The organism is Desulfopila inferna (assembly GCF_016919005.1).
GTDB lineage: Bacteria > Desulfobacterota > Desulfobulbia > Desulfobulbales > Desulfocapsaceae > Desulfopila_A > Desulfopila_A inferna.
In genome coordinates, this window is record NZ_JAFFQE010000003.1 from 148,663 (window position 1) to 163,740 (window position 15,078).

The 15,078-nt window shown below is 50.6% G+C and carries 14 protein-coding genes; 6 read left to right on the forward strand and 8 right to left on the reverse strand.

Annotated features, from left to right (window positions below; translation table 11 throughout):
* Positions 1–102: 102 nt before the first annotated feature.
* From sucD to JWG88_RS08960, 6 genes are all read left to right on the forward strand, one after another.
* Positions 103–972: a succinate--CoA ligase subunit alpha gene (sucD, locus tag JWG88_RS08935; RefSeq protein WP_205233387.1), complete on the forward strand. Its 870-nt coding sequence runs from the start codon at positions 103–105 to the stop codon at positions 970–972.
* A 180-nt stretch (positions 973–1,152) separates the two neighbouring features.
* Positions 1,153–2,703 carry an acyl-CoA carboxylase subunit beta gene (locus JWG88_RS08940; RefSeq protein ID WP_205233388.1) on the forward strand — a complete coding sequence of 517 codons (1,551 nt, stop codon included), beginning with the start codon at positions 1,153–1,155 and terminating at the stop codon, positions 2,701–2,703.
* An 81-nt stretch (positions 2,704–2,784) separates the two neighbouring features.
* Positions 2,785–3,066: an antibiotic biosynthesis monooxygenase family protein gene (locus JWG88_RS08945; protein ID WP_205233389.1), complete on the forward strand. Its 282-nt coding sequence runs from the start codon at positions 2,785–2,787 to the stop codon at positions 3,064–3,066.
* 96 nt (positions 3,067–3,162) lie between these two features.
* Positions 3,163–3,366 carry a hypothetical protein gene (locus tag JWG88_RS08950; RefSeq protein WP_205233390.1) on the forward strand — a complete coding sequence of 68 codons (204 nt, stop codon included), beginning with the start codon at positions 3,163–3,165 and terminating at the stop codon, positions 3,364–3,366.
* A gap of 330 nt (positions 3,367–3,696) precedes the next feature.
* Positions 3,697–5,679, forward strand: coding sequence for a pyruvate carboxylase subunit B (locus JWG88_RS08955; RefSeq protein ID WP_205233391.1), 1,983 nt, complete (start codon positions 3,697–3,699; stop codon positions 5,677–5,679).
* Positions 5,680–5,837: 158 nt separating this feature from the next.
* On the forward strand, positions 5,838–6,347 hold the full coding sequence (locus JWG88_RS08960; RefSeq protein ID WP_205233392.1) for a gamma carbonic anhydrase family protein: 510 nt from the start codon (positions 5,838–5,840) through the stop codon (positions 6,345–6,347).
* Between the two features lie 204 nt (positions 6,348–6,551).
* Here JWG88_RS08960 and meaB read toward each other — a convergent pair whose 3' ends face one another.
* The 8 genes from meaB to JWG88_RS09000 form a co-directional block, all read right to left on the reverse strand.
* Positions 6,552–7,535 (reverse strand): methylmalonyl Co-A mutase-associated GTPase MeaB, encoded by a 984-nt coding sequence (gene meaB / locus JWG88_RS08965; RefSeq protein WP_205233393.1) that lies wholly within the window; start codon positions 7,533–7,535, stop codon positions 6,552–6,554.
* 77 nt (positions 7,536–7,612) lie between these two features.
* A complete protein-coding gene (scpA, locus tag JWG88_RS08970; protein ID WP_205233394.1) occupies positions 7,613–9,748 on the reverse strand; it encodes a methylmalonyl-CoA mutase in 2,136 nt (711 codons plus the stop codon).
* Positions 9,749–9,804: 56 nt separating this feature from the next.
* Complete coding sequence (mce, locus tag JWG88_RS08975) at positions 9,805–10,209, reverse strand: methylmalonyl-CoA epimerase (protein WP_205233395.1); 405 nt, start codon at positions 10,207–10,209, stop codon at positions 9,805–9,807.
* A 77-nt stretch (positions 10,210–10,286) separates the two neighbouring features.
* Entirely contained in the window at positions 10,287–10,892 is a 606-nt protein-coding gene (locus tag JWG88_RS08980; RefSeq protein WP_205233396.1) for a TetR/AcrR family transcriptional regulator, read from the reverse strand.
* Between the two features lie 308 nt (positions 10,893–11,200).
* Positions 11,201–12,364 (reverse strand): sodium ion-translocating decarboxylase subunit beta, encoded by a 1,164-nt coding sequence (locus tag JWG88_RS08985; RefSeq protein ID WP_205233397.1) that lies wholly within the window; start codon positions 12,362–12,364, stop codon positions 11,201–11,203.
* Between the two features lie 19 nt (positions 12,365–12,383).
* Entirely contained in the window at positions 12,384–12,785 is a 402-nt protein-coding gene (locus JWG88_RS08990; RefSeq protein WP_205233398.1) for a biotin/lipoyl-containing protein, read from the reverse strand.
* Between the two features lie 20 nt (positions 12,786–12,805).
* Entirely contained in the window at positions 12,806–13,198 is a 393-nt protein-coding gene (locus JWG88_RS08995; RefSeq protein ID WP_205233399.1) for an OadG family transporter subunit, read from the reverse strand.
* A gap of 162 nt (positions 13,199–13,360) precedes the next feature.
* Positions 13,361–14,908 (reverse strand): acyl-CoA carboxylase subunit beta, encoded by a 1,548-nt coding sequence (locus JWG88_RS09000; RefSeq protein ID WP_205233400.1) that lies wholly within the window; start codon positions 14,906–14,908, stop codon positions 13,361–13,363.
* Positions 14,909–15,078 lie beyond the last annotated feature (170 nt).

Sequence of the window (15,078 nt, forward strand, 5' to 3'; positions counted from 1 at the left end):
AAGAATCGGCTGCACACCACCGACGTCTTTAGAAGATGGGGGTGGCCAAATTGGAATAGACCTGAATAGTTACGAATACTTCAACATGTATAAAGGAACACCATGAGCATTTTCATCAATTCTCAAACACGCGTCCTCGTCCAGGGCATTACCGGCAAGGAAGGACAGTTTCACACCCGCCAATGCGCCGAATACGGCACCAATATCGTTGCCGGAGTTACACCCGGCAAAGGCGGCCAGGAGATGGACGGTATTCCCGTCTTCAATACAGTCGCGGAAGCACGCAGGCAGACCGGGGCCAACGCTTCGATGATCCTGGTTCCGCCGCCCTTCGCAGCCGACGCCATTCTTGAGGCAACAGATGCCGGAATGGAAATGATCGTATGTATCACCGAAGGTATTCCGGTGATGGATATGCTACGTATAAAAAATTATCTGGCCCGGAAGGACTCCCGCCTGATAGGCCCGAACTGTCCGGGAATAATCACACCGGGCGAATGCAAGATAGGCATTATGCCCGGGCAGATCCATAAACCCGGTGGGCCGGTCGGCGTTGTCTCCCGTTCGGGAACCCTGACCTACGAGGTAGTTCATCAGCTCACCCAATACGGCCTCGGCCAGACCACCTGCATCGGCATAGGCGGCGATCCGGTCAACGGTACAGGTTTTCTCGACTGTCTCAAAGCCTTCAATGAAGACGGGGCAACCGAGTCGGTTGTCATGGTCGGCGAAATCGGCGGCAATGCCGAGGAAGAGGCCTCCGCCTGGATATCGGCGAATATGAGTAAACCTGTAGTCGGCTTCATTGCCGGCCTCACCGCGCCTCCGGGCAGACGCATGGGTCACGCCGGTGCTATCGTCAGCGGCGGTCAGGGCACGGCGGAAGCCAAGATCACTGCCATGGAGGCGGGAGGCATTCATGTCTGCCGCGATCTCGGCAGCCTTGGTAAACTCTGTAAAGAAGTATTTTGATACTGTTGCCGGCCGAAAAGTACTTCGGACGGCAACACAATCCGACTCCCAGATGAGCCCATGGCCGGTTGAGCTCATCTGAAGCTGGCGGATCGGAACTGCAAACAAAAACGGCAGGTTCGTCAAACATCACGGATCTTCGTTTGACTAAGATGGATTTCTCTGCACGAAGGAGACTGTATGAAAGCGAACGACCAACTCGATCACCTGATGAAATTACGCGCGGAAGCACGTCTTGGAGGTGGTCAGAAGAGGATTGACAAAATCCACTCCGAGGGACGTTATACGGCGAGGGAGCGCATTGAGATGCTCCTGGATCCCGGCTCTTTTGAAGAATTCGACATGTTCAAGCTCCATAGGTGCCGCGATTTCGGCATGGAAGACAAACAATTTCCCGGCGACGGAGTGGTCACCGGCTTTGGCACCGTAGATAACCGCAGCGTCTATGTCTTTGCCCAGGATTTTACGGTACTGGGCGGCTCTCTTTCTGAAACATTTGCCGAGAAGATCTGTAAAATTATGGATCTGGCTATGAAAAACGGTGCCCCGGTGATTGGATTGAATGATTCAGGCGGTGCCCGCATTCAAGAGGGAATTGAAAGCCTGGCCGGTTACTCGGAAATATTCCAGCGCAACGTCATGGCCTCTGGAGTTGTTCCTCAAATTTCCGCCATTTTTGGACCCTGCGCGGGAGGGGCTGTCTACTCACCGGCTTTGACCGACTTTGTCACCATGGTCAAAAAGCAGTCCTATATGTTTCTCACCGGACCGAAGGTAGTCAAATCCGTCACCCATGAAGACGTCACCGTCGAGGAACTCGGCGGCGCCGAGATGCATGCCAGCAGGAGCGGAGTGAGCGACTATGCCGCCGAATCGGGTGAAGACGCTATAAACTATATCAAAAAATTACTCTCATTCCTGCCGCAGAACAATCTGGAAACCACCCCTCAGGTTCCCTGTGACGATCCGGTCACCAGGACATCTGCGGAACTGAACAGCTTTATTCCCGACAATCATAACGAAGCCTATGATATGAAGGAGGTTATCCTGCAGTCTGTTGACAACCGGGATTTCCATGAAGTCAAAGAGACTTTTGCCCCGAACCTGATCACCGGCTTTGCCCGCTACAACGGTATGAGCGTTGGTATTGTCGCCAACCAGCCGGCCCATCTCTCCGGTGTGCTCGATATAGATTCTTCAATCAAGGGAGCCCGTTTTGTCCGCTTCTGCGACTGTTTCAACATTCCCGTAGTCACCTTCGTCGATGTTCCGGGTTTTCTGCCGGGAACAGCCCAGGAATATGGCGGCGTCATCCGTAACGGTGCAAAAATTCTCTATGCCTACGCCGAGGCCACTATTCCTAAAGTAACTGTTATCACGAGGAAGGCATACGGCGGCGCCTATTGCGTTATGTCTTCGAAGCATCTGCGGGGCGATATCAATTATGCCTGGCCCACTTCGGAAATTGCCGTCATGGGCGCTCGGGGGGCAGTCGGTGTACTCTACGGAAGGGAGGCTAAAAAACAGGAGAATCCAGCCGCCTTTCTTGCGGAAAAGGAGAAGGAGTATCAGGATAAAGTTGCCAATCCATACGTTGCCGCGCAAAGAGGCTACATTGATGACATTATAGAGCCGGCCCGCACCCGTACACGAATCTGCAGGGCATTAAACCTTATCAAGAACAAGCGGGACACCAATCCCATGAAGAAGCATGGCAATATACCTCTGTAAATTCTTTCCCCTTGCGCTGCGCTCTCTAGCGGACCGATGGGAGAAATACAGTATTTCTCTACCTAGATAAAGGAGAATTCCATGGCTGTAAAAATATTCATCAAAAGAAAAGCATCTGAAGTACACGTTATCGAACTTACGATGTTGTTAAAGAAACTGCGCGGCCTGACATTGAGCCAACCCGGATATATTTCCGGCGAAACCCTGCAGCGCATAGATGAACCCGGTGAAACAATGGTTATCAGCACCTGGCGATCCGTGGAAGACTGGAACAAATGGGTCAACAATGAGAAAAGGATGATGATTCAGGGTGAAATTGACCAGATTCTCGACCAGGAAACCGAATATGCAATTTATGGGTGAACCATGGCAGCGCCCTTTCGCGCCTGATTATTCCCGAGTACCTGCATAATGGGATGTTCAGCGTAAACATATTTTTTTCAATACGTGAGTACACCAATGGCAGAAGCAAACAAGAAGATAGCAGCCGCACTTGCAGCGGTAAATGCCTATTTACAGGAGGAGGCAATCCAGCAGCAGGGTGCATGTGCTGCAACCTCGCAAGCGCCTCAACAGGAGTTGAATCTCTGGGGACTCAGTGGACGACAGGACATGATGAACATGCGTCAACTGATACAAATGAAGGCTTTTTCACGCTTTTAGAATCTTACAGATTTTTTCTTGTTTTTTTGCAAGAAAATAATCTGTCTAAAGGTTCTTATCCAGCTCAGCTGGGTTAACACCTTACAGAACGTTTTCTTAAAAAAAAATAGTCTGTCCCAAGGTTCTTATACCCTCAAGGGGGTACTGATCTGGAACAGCATTTTAAAAATTCGAATGACCTCATTAGATGCCAACATGACAAGGTACCCACAAATCCGCTGCTTTTATACAGGCGACTTTTCAAGTGGAATCAAGACAGTATGCTTAATGCAAAGCAGATTAAGAGAGTTATACCATCATGTTTAACCGACCAGGTAAGGAGATGGAGTGATGAGTGACCAAGTAAAAATGACCGAATTACAATATGACAGCGACCGCCCAAAGGCGGGAAATCCTCTGAAAATAATGGACCTGAGTATTCGCGATGGCCATCAGTCACTGTTCGCCACGCGCGGCCGCACCGAAGATATGATTCCGGTCGCCGAAATGATGGATGAGGTAGGCTTCTGGGCTATTGAAACCTGGGGCGGCGCAACTTTCGATACCATGCACCGCTTCCTCAACGAAGATCCATGGGAAAGACTGCGCACCCTGAAGCGCTATATCAAAAAAACCCCTTTCTCCATGCTTCTCAGAGCTCAGAACCTGGTGGGATATCGCAACTATGCCGACGATCTGGCCTATGCCTTCGTCGACCGGGCCGCGGAAAACGGTATGGACGTCTTCAGGACCTTTGATGCGCTCAACGACTACCGCAATTTTGAGACCGTGGTCAAACAGATCAAAAAGAGCGGTAAGCATTTTCAAGGCTGTATCTGCTATACCCTGACCGAGCCACGTCTGGGCGGTGATGTCTATAATCTTGACTATTATGTCAACAAGGCCAAAGAGCTTGAATCCATGGGAGCGGATACCATCTGCGTCAAGGACATGGCCGGACTGATGGCGCCCTATGATGCATATCCTCTGGTCAAAGCTTTGAAAGAAGCGGTATCCATTCCGATCCACCTGCATAGCCACTTCACCTCAGGAATGTCGCCCATGACCCACCTCAAGGCGATTGAGGCCGGTGTCGATATCATAGACACCTGCATGACCCCGTATGCCTACAGGACATCGCATGCCGCCGTCGAACCGCTGGTCATGGCACTGCTGGGAACGAATCGCGACACCGGTTTCGACATCAAGAAACTGGCGGACATCAACGAGGTCCTGGAGAAGAAGGTCATGCCGAAATACAAGCATCTGCTTGATGACTCCAAGGTTTCCATCATTGATATCAACGTTCTCCTGCACCAGACCCCTGGCGGCATGCTCTCGAATCTGGTCAACCAGCTTCGTGAAATGGACGCTCTGGACAAGATCGACGAGGTCTATAAGGAGCTTCCCCGGGTTCGTAAAGATCTGGGCCAGATCCCTCTGGTCACCCCGACAAGCCAGATCGTCGGCGTCCAGACAGTGAACAATGTTCTGCATGACACCCCGGATGAACGCTATAAAATGATCACCGGGCAGGTGAAGGATCTCTGCTACGGCCTCTACGGCAAAACCGCGGTCCCCATCAATGAAGAAGTTCAGAAAAAGGCACTGAAGGGATATCCGCGCGGCGAAGAACCGATCACCTGCCGTCCCGCCGAAGTACTTGAACCCGAACTGGAGAAAGCCAAGGCGGAAATCGGCGACCTTGCCGTTGATATGGACGATCTTATTCTCTACGCCCAGTTTCCGGTGACGGGGAGAAAATTTCTGGAATGGAAATACGGCAAAACAGAGCCGCCGGAAAGCGTCAAGCCTATTACCCTGGAAGAAGTCGCCAAAAGAGATGCACTGCTGAAAAAGGCGAAAGAAGGAAAGTTAGTCGAGAAAAAAGGCGATACTCCTGAAAAAACCGAGGCAGTGCGTACCTTCAACGTCTTCGTCGACCAGGAGTATTTCAGTGTCGAGGTTGATCCGGTGGGCGGTCCAGTGGTCTCCATGCCGCGGCAGAATGCAGCACCCCAGCCTGCACAGCCCACGCAGCCGGCCTCTGCTCCCGCCAATCCAGCGCCGGCGGCAACTTCACAGAGTGCCAATCCCGCACCGGCCTCCACCAGCAGGACAGGTACGCTTCTCTTGGCACCTATGCCCGGTATGATCGTCAGTTATGCCAAAAACATAGGCGACAAAGTCAGTAAGGGTGAAACGGTCGTTGTTCTTGAAGCCATGAAGATGGAAAACGCTTTGGGGGCGCCCTGTGACGGTGTCATCAAGGAAAATAGTTTTAAAAGCGGCGACACTGTGGCTAAAGGTGCTGTTTTGTGCGTTATCGAGTAGCACCACTCTCCGAGAAAGGACATGGACAATATTTCCATGCCCTTTCTTTCAACCTTTTTCCCTTTACAACTCTGCAAACGCATATAACTTTATATGATAAGGAATGGGACAAGTCGCTCTTCCCCGTTGAACTATAACAATCAACCCTTTCAGAAAAGATGATCATCAAAGAAATCAGAGGGAAAAAGCCTCAATTTGGAGCGGACTGTTTTTTTGCCGATACCGCCGTCATAATCGGTGATGTGGAGATGGGAAACCAGTGCAGCATCTGGTTCAATGCCATTCTTCGCGGCGATGTCAACTATATCAGAATGGCGGACAGGGTGAATGTGCAGGATGGGGCTGTGATCCACGGTACCTATAAGAAATCACCAACCAATATCGGCAGTAATGTCTCCATAGCCCATAACGCCATCGTGCATGGCTGCACGATTGAAGACAATGTTCTTATCGGCATGGGCTCCATTGTCATGGATGACTGCATCGTCAATTCCAATACCATTATTGCCGCCGGGGCAGTGGTCACCACCGGGACAACGGTGGAATCCGGCTGCATCTATGCGGGAGTTCCTGCAAAGAAGATCAAGGATATCAGTGAGGAGCTTATCTCCGGTCAAATCGAGCGCATAGCCCAAAGCTATATCAAGTATGCGGGATGGTACAAATAACGTAACTATTCAGGCAAAACTGCCGGTTTTTAGTACCTTACTCCCCAAAAGCTGACATAAAAAACAAGAAAAGGGAAACTACCTTTAGGCAACTTACACTTACCGCCAAGGTACTTATCCCGGCCACTTGCGGCTTTCAGGGGTTAGCTTCTTGCTGAAGAGTTACCAAATAACTAAAGGCCACCTTTTCAAGATGGCCTTTAGTTAAACCGTGTCGTCGAGAAGAGAGAGGAGCCGTGCGGCAGCCACTGTAGGCGAGGTGTGTTCCTGCTCTATTTCCCCGAGTAGGCCGGGAATGGTCTTTTTTACCTTCGCACTGTTGTAAAACCAGTCCTTGAGTCCTTCGTCAAGGAGAAACCCAAACCACTGTCTCGCCTGATCTTTTCGCTTTTGATAGAACTCTCCGCTATCCGTCAGGGCCCGGCGATGCTCTTCGACGGCCTGCCATATTTCCTCTATCCCAACCTTTTCCAAAGCACTGCAGGTCAATACCGGCACCGTCCAGTTGGGACTGTACGGCATCAATAGATGCAGGGCGGCCTGATATTCCTTGCGGGCCAGTTCCGCCTTGCCGACATTGTCTCTATCGGCCTTGTTGATGACAATGGCATCGGCTACTTCGAGCACCCCTTTCTTTATTCCCTGCAGTTCGTCGCCTGCTCCCGCTATCATCAGCACCAGAAAAAAATCGACCATCGAGGCAACGGTGGTTTCGGACTGGCCTACACCGACAGTTTCGATAATGATAACATCAAAGCCCGCAGCCTCACAGACAAGCATGGTCTCCCGGGTTTTTCCGGCGACCCCGCCAAGGGTCCCGCTGGATGGCGATGGTCGGATAAAGGCTTTGTCATTGACGGCCAGCTTCTCCATCCTGGTCTTGTCGCCGAGTATGGAGCCGCCACTGCGGCCACTGCTTGGATCTATCGCCAGTACCGCTACACGAAGGCCCATTTCGGTCAGCATGGTCCCGAAGCTTTCGATAAAGGTGCTTTTCCCGGCTCCCGGCACTCCGGTGATTCCGAGCCTTACCGCGTTTCCCGTTCTGGGAAGAAGGGAGTCGATGATAGTCCGGGCCAGTGCCTGATGCCCTGCCAGTGAACTTTCAATAAGTGTTATGGTACGGGCAAGCACGAGACGATCTCCGGCGATAACCCCGTCGATATAGTACTGTGTGTCCTTAACCATAATTAAATCCTGAGGCGCATCACTTGAATTATTTTTTAAGGAATAAGACCCAGGTCTTACTCCTTAAATTTTCCAGGTCAATATTTCTCTTCCAGCAAAGTCAGTGTCTTATCCGCCGAGACCGGTACCGGGGTACCCGGCCCGAATACGGCTTTCACGCCGGCTTTATAAAGAAAATCATAATCCGCCGGAGGGATGACCCCACCCGCCACCACCATGATTTCCTCACCGCCCAGCTTGCCGAGTTCTTCTATCAAGGCGGGAATCAAGGTCTTATGACCGGCAGCGAGGCTGGAGGCGCCCACGACATGGACATCATTTTCCACCGCCATCTTGGCAGCTTCGGCCGGCGTCTGAAACATAGGACTGATGTCTACATCAAATCCCAGATCGGCATAGGAGCTGGCAATGACTTTGATGCCGCGGTCATGTCCGTCCTGGCCCATTTTCGTAACCAGCATACGAGGCCTTCTTCCATTCTTTTCCAGGAAGGCGGCGGTACGTTGGCGCAAAGCCTCGATCACGTTGCCGCTGGCTCCGAATTCAGAGGAGTAGGCTCCCGAGATGCAGCGCGTGGTGGCGACATATCTGCCGAAGACCTTCTCCAATGCATCGGAAATTTCTCCAACCGTTGCCCTGGCCCTGACCGCAGGCAGCGCTGCCTCGAGAATATTGCCGTCCGACTCGGCCGCCCTGGTCAGATCCGCCAGGGCCTTTTCCACGGCGTTATTATCTCGTGTCGCCTTGATTTCCTTAAGCCTGGCAACCTGCTCATCACGGACGGTGGCAGGAACTTCGCGGACCTCAAAGTCGATCTTTTCGTTGGGCAGTTTGTATTTATTGACACCGACAATAACATCGCTGCCCTGATCGATTCTAGCCTGCTTACGGGCAGCTGATTCTTCGATGCGCATTTTCGGCATACCTGATTCGATGGCTTTTGCCATACCGCCAAGTTCCTCGATCTCATCGATTATCTTCTGCGCCTCGTCGACGATGCTCTTGGTCAGCGCCTCGACATAATAGGAACCGCCCAGAGGATCGACAACATGGCAGACCTCCGTTTCTTCCTGAATGAGGATCTGGGTGTTGCGGGCAATGCGCGCGGAAAAATCCGTGGGCAGGCCAATGGCCTCATCAAAGGAGTTTGTATGCAGCGACTGGGTGCCGCCCAGAACCGCGGACATGGCCTCGAGAGTCGTGCGAATAACATTGTTGTAAGGATCCTGCTCGGTCAGACTCCATCCCGAGGTCTGGCAATGAGTGCGCAGCATCGAGGATTTGGGATTTTTCGGATTGAACCTGCTCATCTGCCGGTGCCAGAGAAAACGGGCAGCTCTGAGCATGGCGATATCCATGAAAAAGTTCATGCCGATGCCGAAGAAAAAGGAAAGTCTGGGCGCAAAGGAATCGACATCCATGCCGGCCTTCAGTGCGGCCTTGACATACTCGACACCGTCAGCCAATGTAAATGCGGTCTGCAAAACGGAGTTGGCTCCCGCCTCCATCATATGGTAGCCGCTGATGCTGATGGTATTATACTTCGGCATGTTTTTGGAGGAAAAGGCCATAATATCGGAGATAATCCGCATCGAGGGCACCGGCGGATAAATATAGGTGTTCCTGGTCAGATATTCCTTGAGAATGTCATTCTGAATGGTGCCGGTAAGTTGTTCATGTTTGACTCCCTGTTCTTCGGCAGCAACTATATAGCCGGCCAGGATGGGGATAACGGCACCGTTCATGGTCATGGAAACAGACATCTTATCCAGGGGGATGCCGTCAAAGAGAATCTTCATATCCTCAACCGAATCGATGGCAACGCCTGCCTTGCCGATATCGCCGGAAACCCGTGGGTGATCAGAATCATAACCTCGATGAGTGGCAAGATCAAAGGCAACCGAAAGACCTTTCTGGCCGGCATCCAGAGCCCGTCTGTAAAAGGCATTTGATTCCTTGGCCGTGGAGAAGCCGGCATATTGTCGGATGGTCCAGGGACGGCCGGCATACATTGTCGCCATGGGTCCCCGTACATAGGGTTCCATGCCCGGCAGGGTATTGACGGTTTCCATGCCCTCTATGTCTTCGGCGGTATACAGCGGTTTTACCCGGATTCCCTCCGGGGTCATCCACTCAAGCTCTTCGACCGGCCGGCCTTTCATCTGTTTGCTTGCAAGTTCCTTCCATTTGTCGAAATCCGGATGTTCACTCATGTGATGCTCCTCGTCATTATTGGCATTGGGTTCGTTGATTTTATTCCGGATACTGATTAAGACCGTTCACATAATTCAACCAGTATCCCCCCGGTGGCCTTGGGATGCAGAAAGGCAATCTTCGCTCCACCTGCTCCGATTCTGGGAGTTTGGTCGATCAACTGAATATCTTTGGCCTTGAGTTCGGCCAGGGCCTCTTCAATATTTTCCACACGGAAGGCTACATGTTGAAATCCCTGCCCTCTCTTTTCGATGAATTTGGCTACGGGACCATCGGGGGAAGTGGATTCAAGAAGCTCTACCTCACTTTCACCTACAGGAAAAAATGCGGTGGTTACCTTTTGCTCGGCAACAGTCTCGGCTCCTTCGAACTCAAGTCCCAGAACCTCGGACCAGAAATTTTTTCCATCATTAATACTATTAACAGCAATACCAAGATGGTCAATTTTCAGAATCTTCATAGTTTTTCTCCACGTTGCTTCATGATTTATTGCCTTTCAAGTGCGTGCTTCCTGTCTCAAAAAAGCTGTTTGCCGTTCTATTTGCCCTGTATTTTTGATTGTGGTTGAGCCATTCCCTGCCAGACCATCTCGAACAACTCATTCGCCTGCCCGGCAAGGCTCTCTTTTTTGCCCCGCTGAATCCACATGAAAAAACTGCGCTGCACAAAACCCATTATAAAATCAAGCAGTACACCGGCTCGAACTTTATTGTTGAGTATTCCTTCTTCCTGTCCCTGGCGCAGAACATCGACCATCAGGTTCATCATTCTGCGCTGCTCAAAGTTTTTATCGGCCATCCAGGTTTTCATAGGTAAGGTCATGAAAACGATACGTCCCAGGCCTTCGTGCCTCTCATAGTAGTCAAGCTGCAGCCAGAATACCTTGCGCAGCTTCTCTTTAAGATCTTCGATCCCTTGAAGATGATCAACAATTCGATCGGTGAGCTTACCCATCCAGACATCCACAAAAGCAAAAACCAGTCGTTCCTTGCTGCCGTAATGTTTGTAAATCGTGGTAAAACTCACCCCAGCCTTTTCAGCAATGTCACGGATGGAGGCTTTGTGGAAATCGGAATGGGAAAAGACTTCCAATACCGCCTTTTCGAGACGCGCTCGTATTTCGGGATTTAATTCATCTTGCATTATCAACCTGTCCATTTTTTCTCAAGCCGGCTTCACTCCATAGCATGATCCAGATTCCATGAAGCAACGCAGGTTATATACCGGCAGGCCCCTTTTCGACCGGTCTGCCATCCTCTACAGTCCACCTGCTGACAAAGACAATGCCCGCTCACTCCATTTAAAGAAATCATGAAGCTGAAGATCTTGAAGTGTACTGTATGTACTTTCGAATAACATTGTTACCTTTATGTATTAACTTATAAACAATATGACCGTCAATGGAAAAATAATTGGTATTAGTAACACTATGCTTCCTCGGCTCCATCCGGTCAGTTGCCGAACAATGAAAGTAAAACCCCTGCCGACACGGCAGATCCGATAACTCCCGCTACATTGGGCCCCATGGCGTGCATCAGCAGAAAATTTGTAGGCTCTTCTTTCTGGCCCACCACCTGTGAGACTCGGGCAGCCATGGGAACCGCCGAAACACCCGCAGAGCCAATCAATGGATTTATATCAATCTTCATCACCATGTTCATCAGCTTTGCCAACAATACACCGGAGGCGGTTCCAATGGCAAAAGCGACGATGCCCAGGCTCAGAATAGCAAGCGTTTCCACCTTGAGAAACTGTTCCGCCGTCGCTGTTGCGCCAACGGTAACGCCGAGAAAGATGGTGATGATATTGATCAAGGCATTCTTTGCCGTATCTTCCAGACGTCCGACCACCCCGCACTCCCTGAAGAGATTCCCAAGCATCAGCATGCCCACCAGAGTCGCCGCCGGTGGAACGATAAGGGAAACGACAATGGTAACGATGATGGGGAAGAGGATCTTCTCTTTCTTCGACACCTCGCGCAGTTGCTCCATCTTGATACCACGCTCTTTTTTGGTGGTCAGCAGCCGCATGATCGGCGGCTGAATAATTGGCACCAATGCCATGTAGGAATAAGCTGCAATTGCTATTGCACCCAGCAGATGAGGGGCCAGCTTCGAAGAGAGGAAAATTGCCGTCGGACCGTCCGCTCCGCCGATAATGCCGATGGATGCGGCTTCCTGCGCAGTAAATAAACCAGAGGCTATTGCCCCCATAAAGGTGATGAATATACCGAATTGGGCCGCAGCGCCAAGCAGCAGTGATTTGGGGTTGGCTATAAGCGGACCGAAGTCGGTCATTGCCCCGACACCGAGAAAAATCAGGGGTGGAAATATTCCCAGATGATCTCCCTGGTAGAGATAATACAACAACCCTCCGGGCTCAGCGGTATGGACTATCTTGTCGGTTATCTCGAGCACCGGCGGGGCCATCAGACCGGCAAAAGGAAGGTTTGTCAGCAGTACCCCGAAGGCAATGGGAACGAGCAGCAGGGGTTCAAATCCTTTGACGATCGCCAGATAAAGCAGCAGGCAGGAAACGCCGATCATCAGCACCGCACCGAAGGTCAAGCCATAAAATCCGGTATTTCGCAAAAATTGGAATAATGCTTCCAGCATAGCCTGTCTCCTTCTCGTTTTACGCCAACACCATGAGCAGATCTCCGGAATTTACGGAAGCACCCTTGGCCACTGAAATTTCCTTGACCACCCCGTCATTAGGCGCCTTAACATCATTTTCCATTTTCATAGCCTCGAGGACCAGCAGGGATTGCCCCCGCTCCACCTTATCCCCGACATTGACCAGGACATTCAGAATGGTGCCGGGCAAGGCGGCAACAATACTGCCTTGCGAATTGCCTCCCGGCTCTTTCTTCGCAACTGCTACTTTCGGCGTTTCTGCGCCGGTCTGTGGGTTATTGGCAGGAATAACCTTCCGCGGTGATGCGGCGGTTGCGCTTAGCTCATTGCCCTCTTCCGCCAGTTCCTCGATGGCAACCATGTATTCATTGCCGTTTACCAGCACACGGAATTTTCTCATGTCGCAAACCTCCAAAAGGACTACAATTTATTATTCAGCTGCTCGGCGATGCCCGCCTTTTGCCATGCAGAGGATGGCTCCTCGATTTTTTCGATATTTCTGATAATGATATTACTTACCGATGTCTTCAATTGCAGGGCGATTGCCGCAGTGACCGCGGCGACAATCTCTTCATCATTGATCACCTCATCTTTGCTGTCTTCCCGGGGAATTACATTCGTAGCCGGAACTGGCGTCCCGGCAGTCAACCTGGCCATGACAGCTATGGCAATCTGGAGGATCACCAGAGAAATGAGAGTAATCCCCATCCCCAGAAAAGTAACGACCAACCCGGCTATCAGCTTTTCCGAGAGGGACAGCGTTTTTATAATCTCGGGGTCGGCGAATTTTGCCAGCAGCTCTACTGTATTCATGCTTCCTCCGATACTGACCCAGCTAAGCTGGGAAGTTTTAGACAGTGTTTCTACAAATTTAACAAGAAACGGATCTGCTAGGTAACAATCCAGCAGAGCTGGATAAGAACCTTTAAGCAAATTATTTTCTTGCAAAAAAACAAGAAAAGAATCTGTAAGGTTCTAAAGCGGCATATTGCCGTGCTTCTTTGCCGGTCTTTTTTCCCGCTTCCCTTCCAGCATGTTGAAGGCATCTATAACTCGCTGCCGGGTTGCCTGAGGCTCAATAACATCATCGACAAAACCCCGTTCCGCTGCTTTATAGGGCGTTGCAAATTCAGCAGCATATTCCCGAAGAATATTTTGCCGGGTCGCCTGCTTATCCTCTGCTTGATCAATATCCCTTTTAAAGATGATATTGACCGCCCCATCAGAACCCATGACGGCAATTTCGGCTGAAGGCCAGGCAAAAACCATATCCGCCCCCAGAGACTTTGAACACATGGCGACATAAGCGCCGCCATATGCCTTCCGCGTAATCAGGGTAACCTTGGGAACTGTGGCTTCACTATAGGCATAAAGAATCTTGGCACCATGACGGATAATGCCGCCGTGCTCCTGAGTTATGCCGGGAAGAAAACCCGGGACATCGACTATGGTGAGCAGGGGTATATTAAAAGCATTACAGGTTCTGATAAACCTTGCCGCCTTATCGCCGGCATTCATATCCAGGCATCCAGCCATAACCTGCGGCTGATTGGCAACAATGCCGATTGATTTACCGTTGATTCTGGCAAAACCGGCAACCAGATTTTTGGCAAAGTAGGGCTGGTATTCAAAAAAGTCTTCGTTGTCGATAATCGGCCTGAAGACATCATGTATGTCATATGCTTTGTTGGGACTGTCCGGTATCAAATCGTTGAGTTCTTCGATTTGCCTGTTTAAATCACCTGCCGCCTCAGTACGCCTGGCGGTTTCCATATTATTCGAGGGCAGGAATCCCAGAAGTTTACGGATAGAATCAAGACAGTGTTTGTCGCTCTCTGCAAGAAAATGTACATTGCCGCTGGTGCTGTTGTGGGTCATGGCACCCCCAAGGTCTTCTGCGGAAACAACCTCCCCGGTTACAGTTTTAATAACCTGCGGCCCGGTGATGAACATCTGCGATGTCTTGTCAACCATAAAGACAAAATCGGTCAGGGCGGGTGAATACACTGCACCACCGGCACAGGGGCCCATGATTGCGGAAATTTGCGGAATCACTCCGGAATAAATGGCGTTTCTGAAAAAGAGATCTCCATAGCCCGACAGGGCATCCACTGCTTCCTGGATCCTGGCACCGCCGGAATCATTCAGTCCAACTACGGGAGCACCGACTTTAACGGCACCATCCATTGCCTTGACGATCTTTCTGGCATGCATCTCACCAAGGGCGCCTCCAGTAATGGTGAAGTCCTGGGAGAAAGCATACACCAGCCTGCCATCCACCATGCCATAGCCGGTAACCACGGATTCACCCTCGAAATCCATTTTGTCCATGCCGAAACGAGTGCATCTGTTTTTAACAAAGGCATCCATCTCAATAAACGTTCCTTTATCAAAGAAATATTCCAGACGCTCCCGGGCTGTCATTTTGCCCTTGGCATGCTGTTTTTCGATCCTTTCCTGACCTCCGCCCTGAGAAATTTTTTCTTTCTTGCGCTTTAGTATTTCTCGTTTGTCAACGGACATATTTTTATGCTCCTCCCCGGTCATTGTTTCATCAAAACCTAGGCACCATATACCTGATATGCATCAAAAAGGTACTGTACATCAGATTGAATAACTGTTGTTACCAGAGTTTAAGATAATTAAAATCTGCCCAAAATATCTATAACTATTTTTCAAAGAATTACCAACAC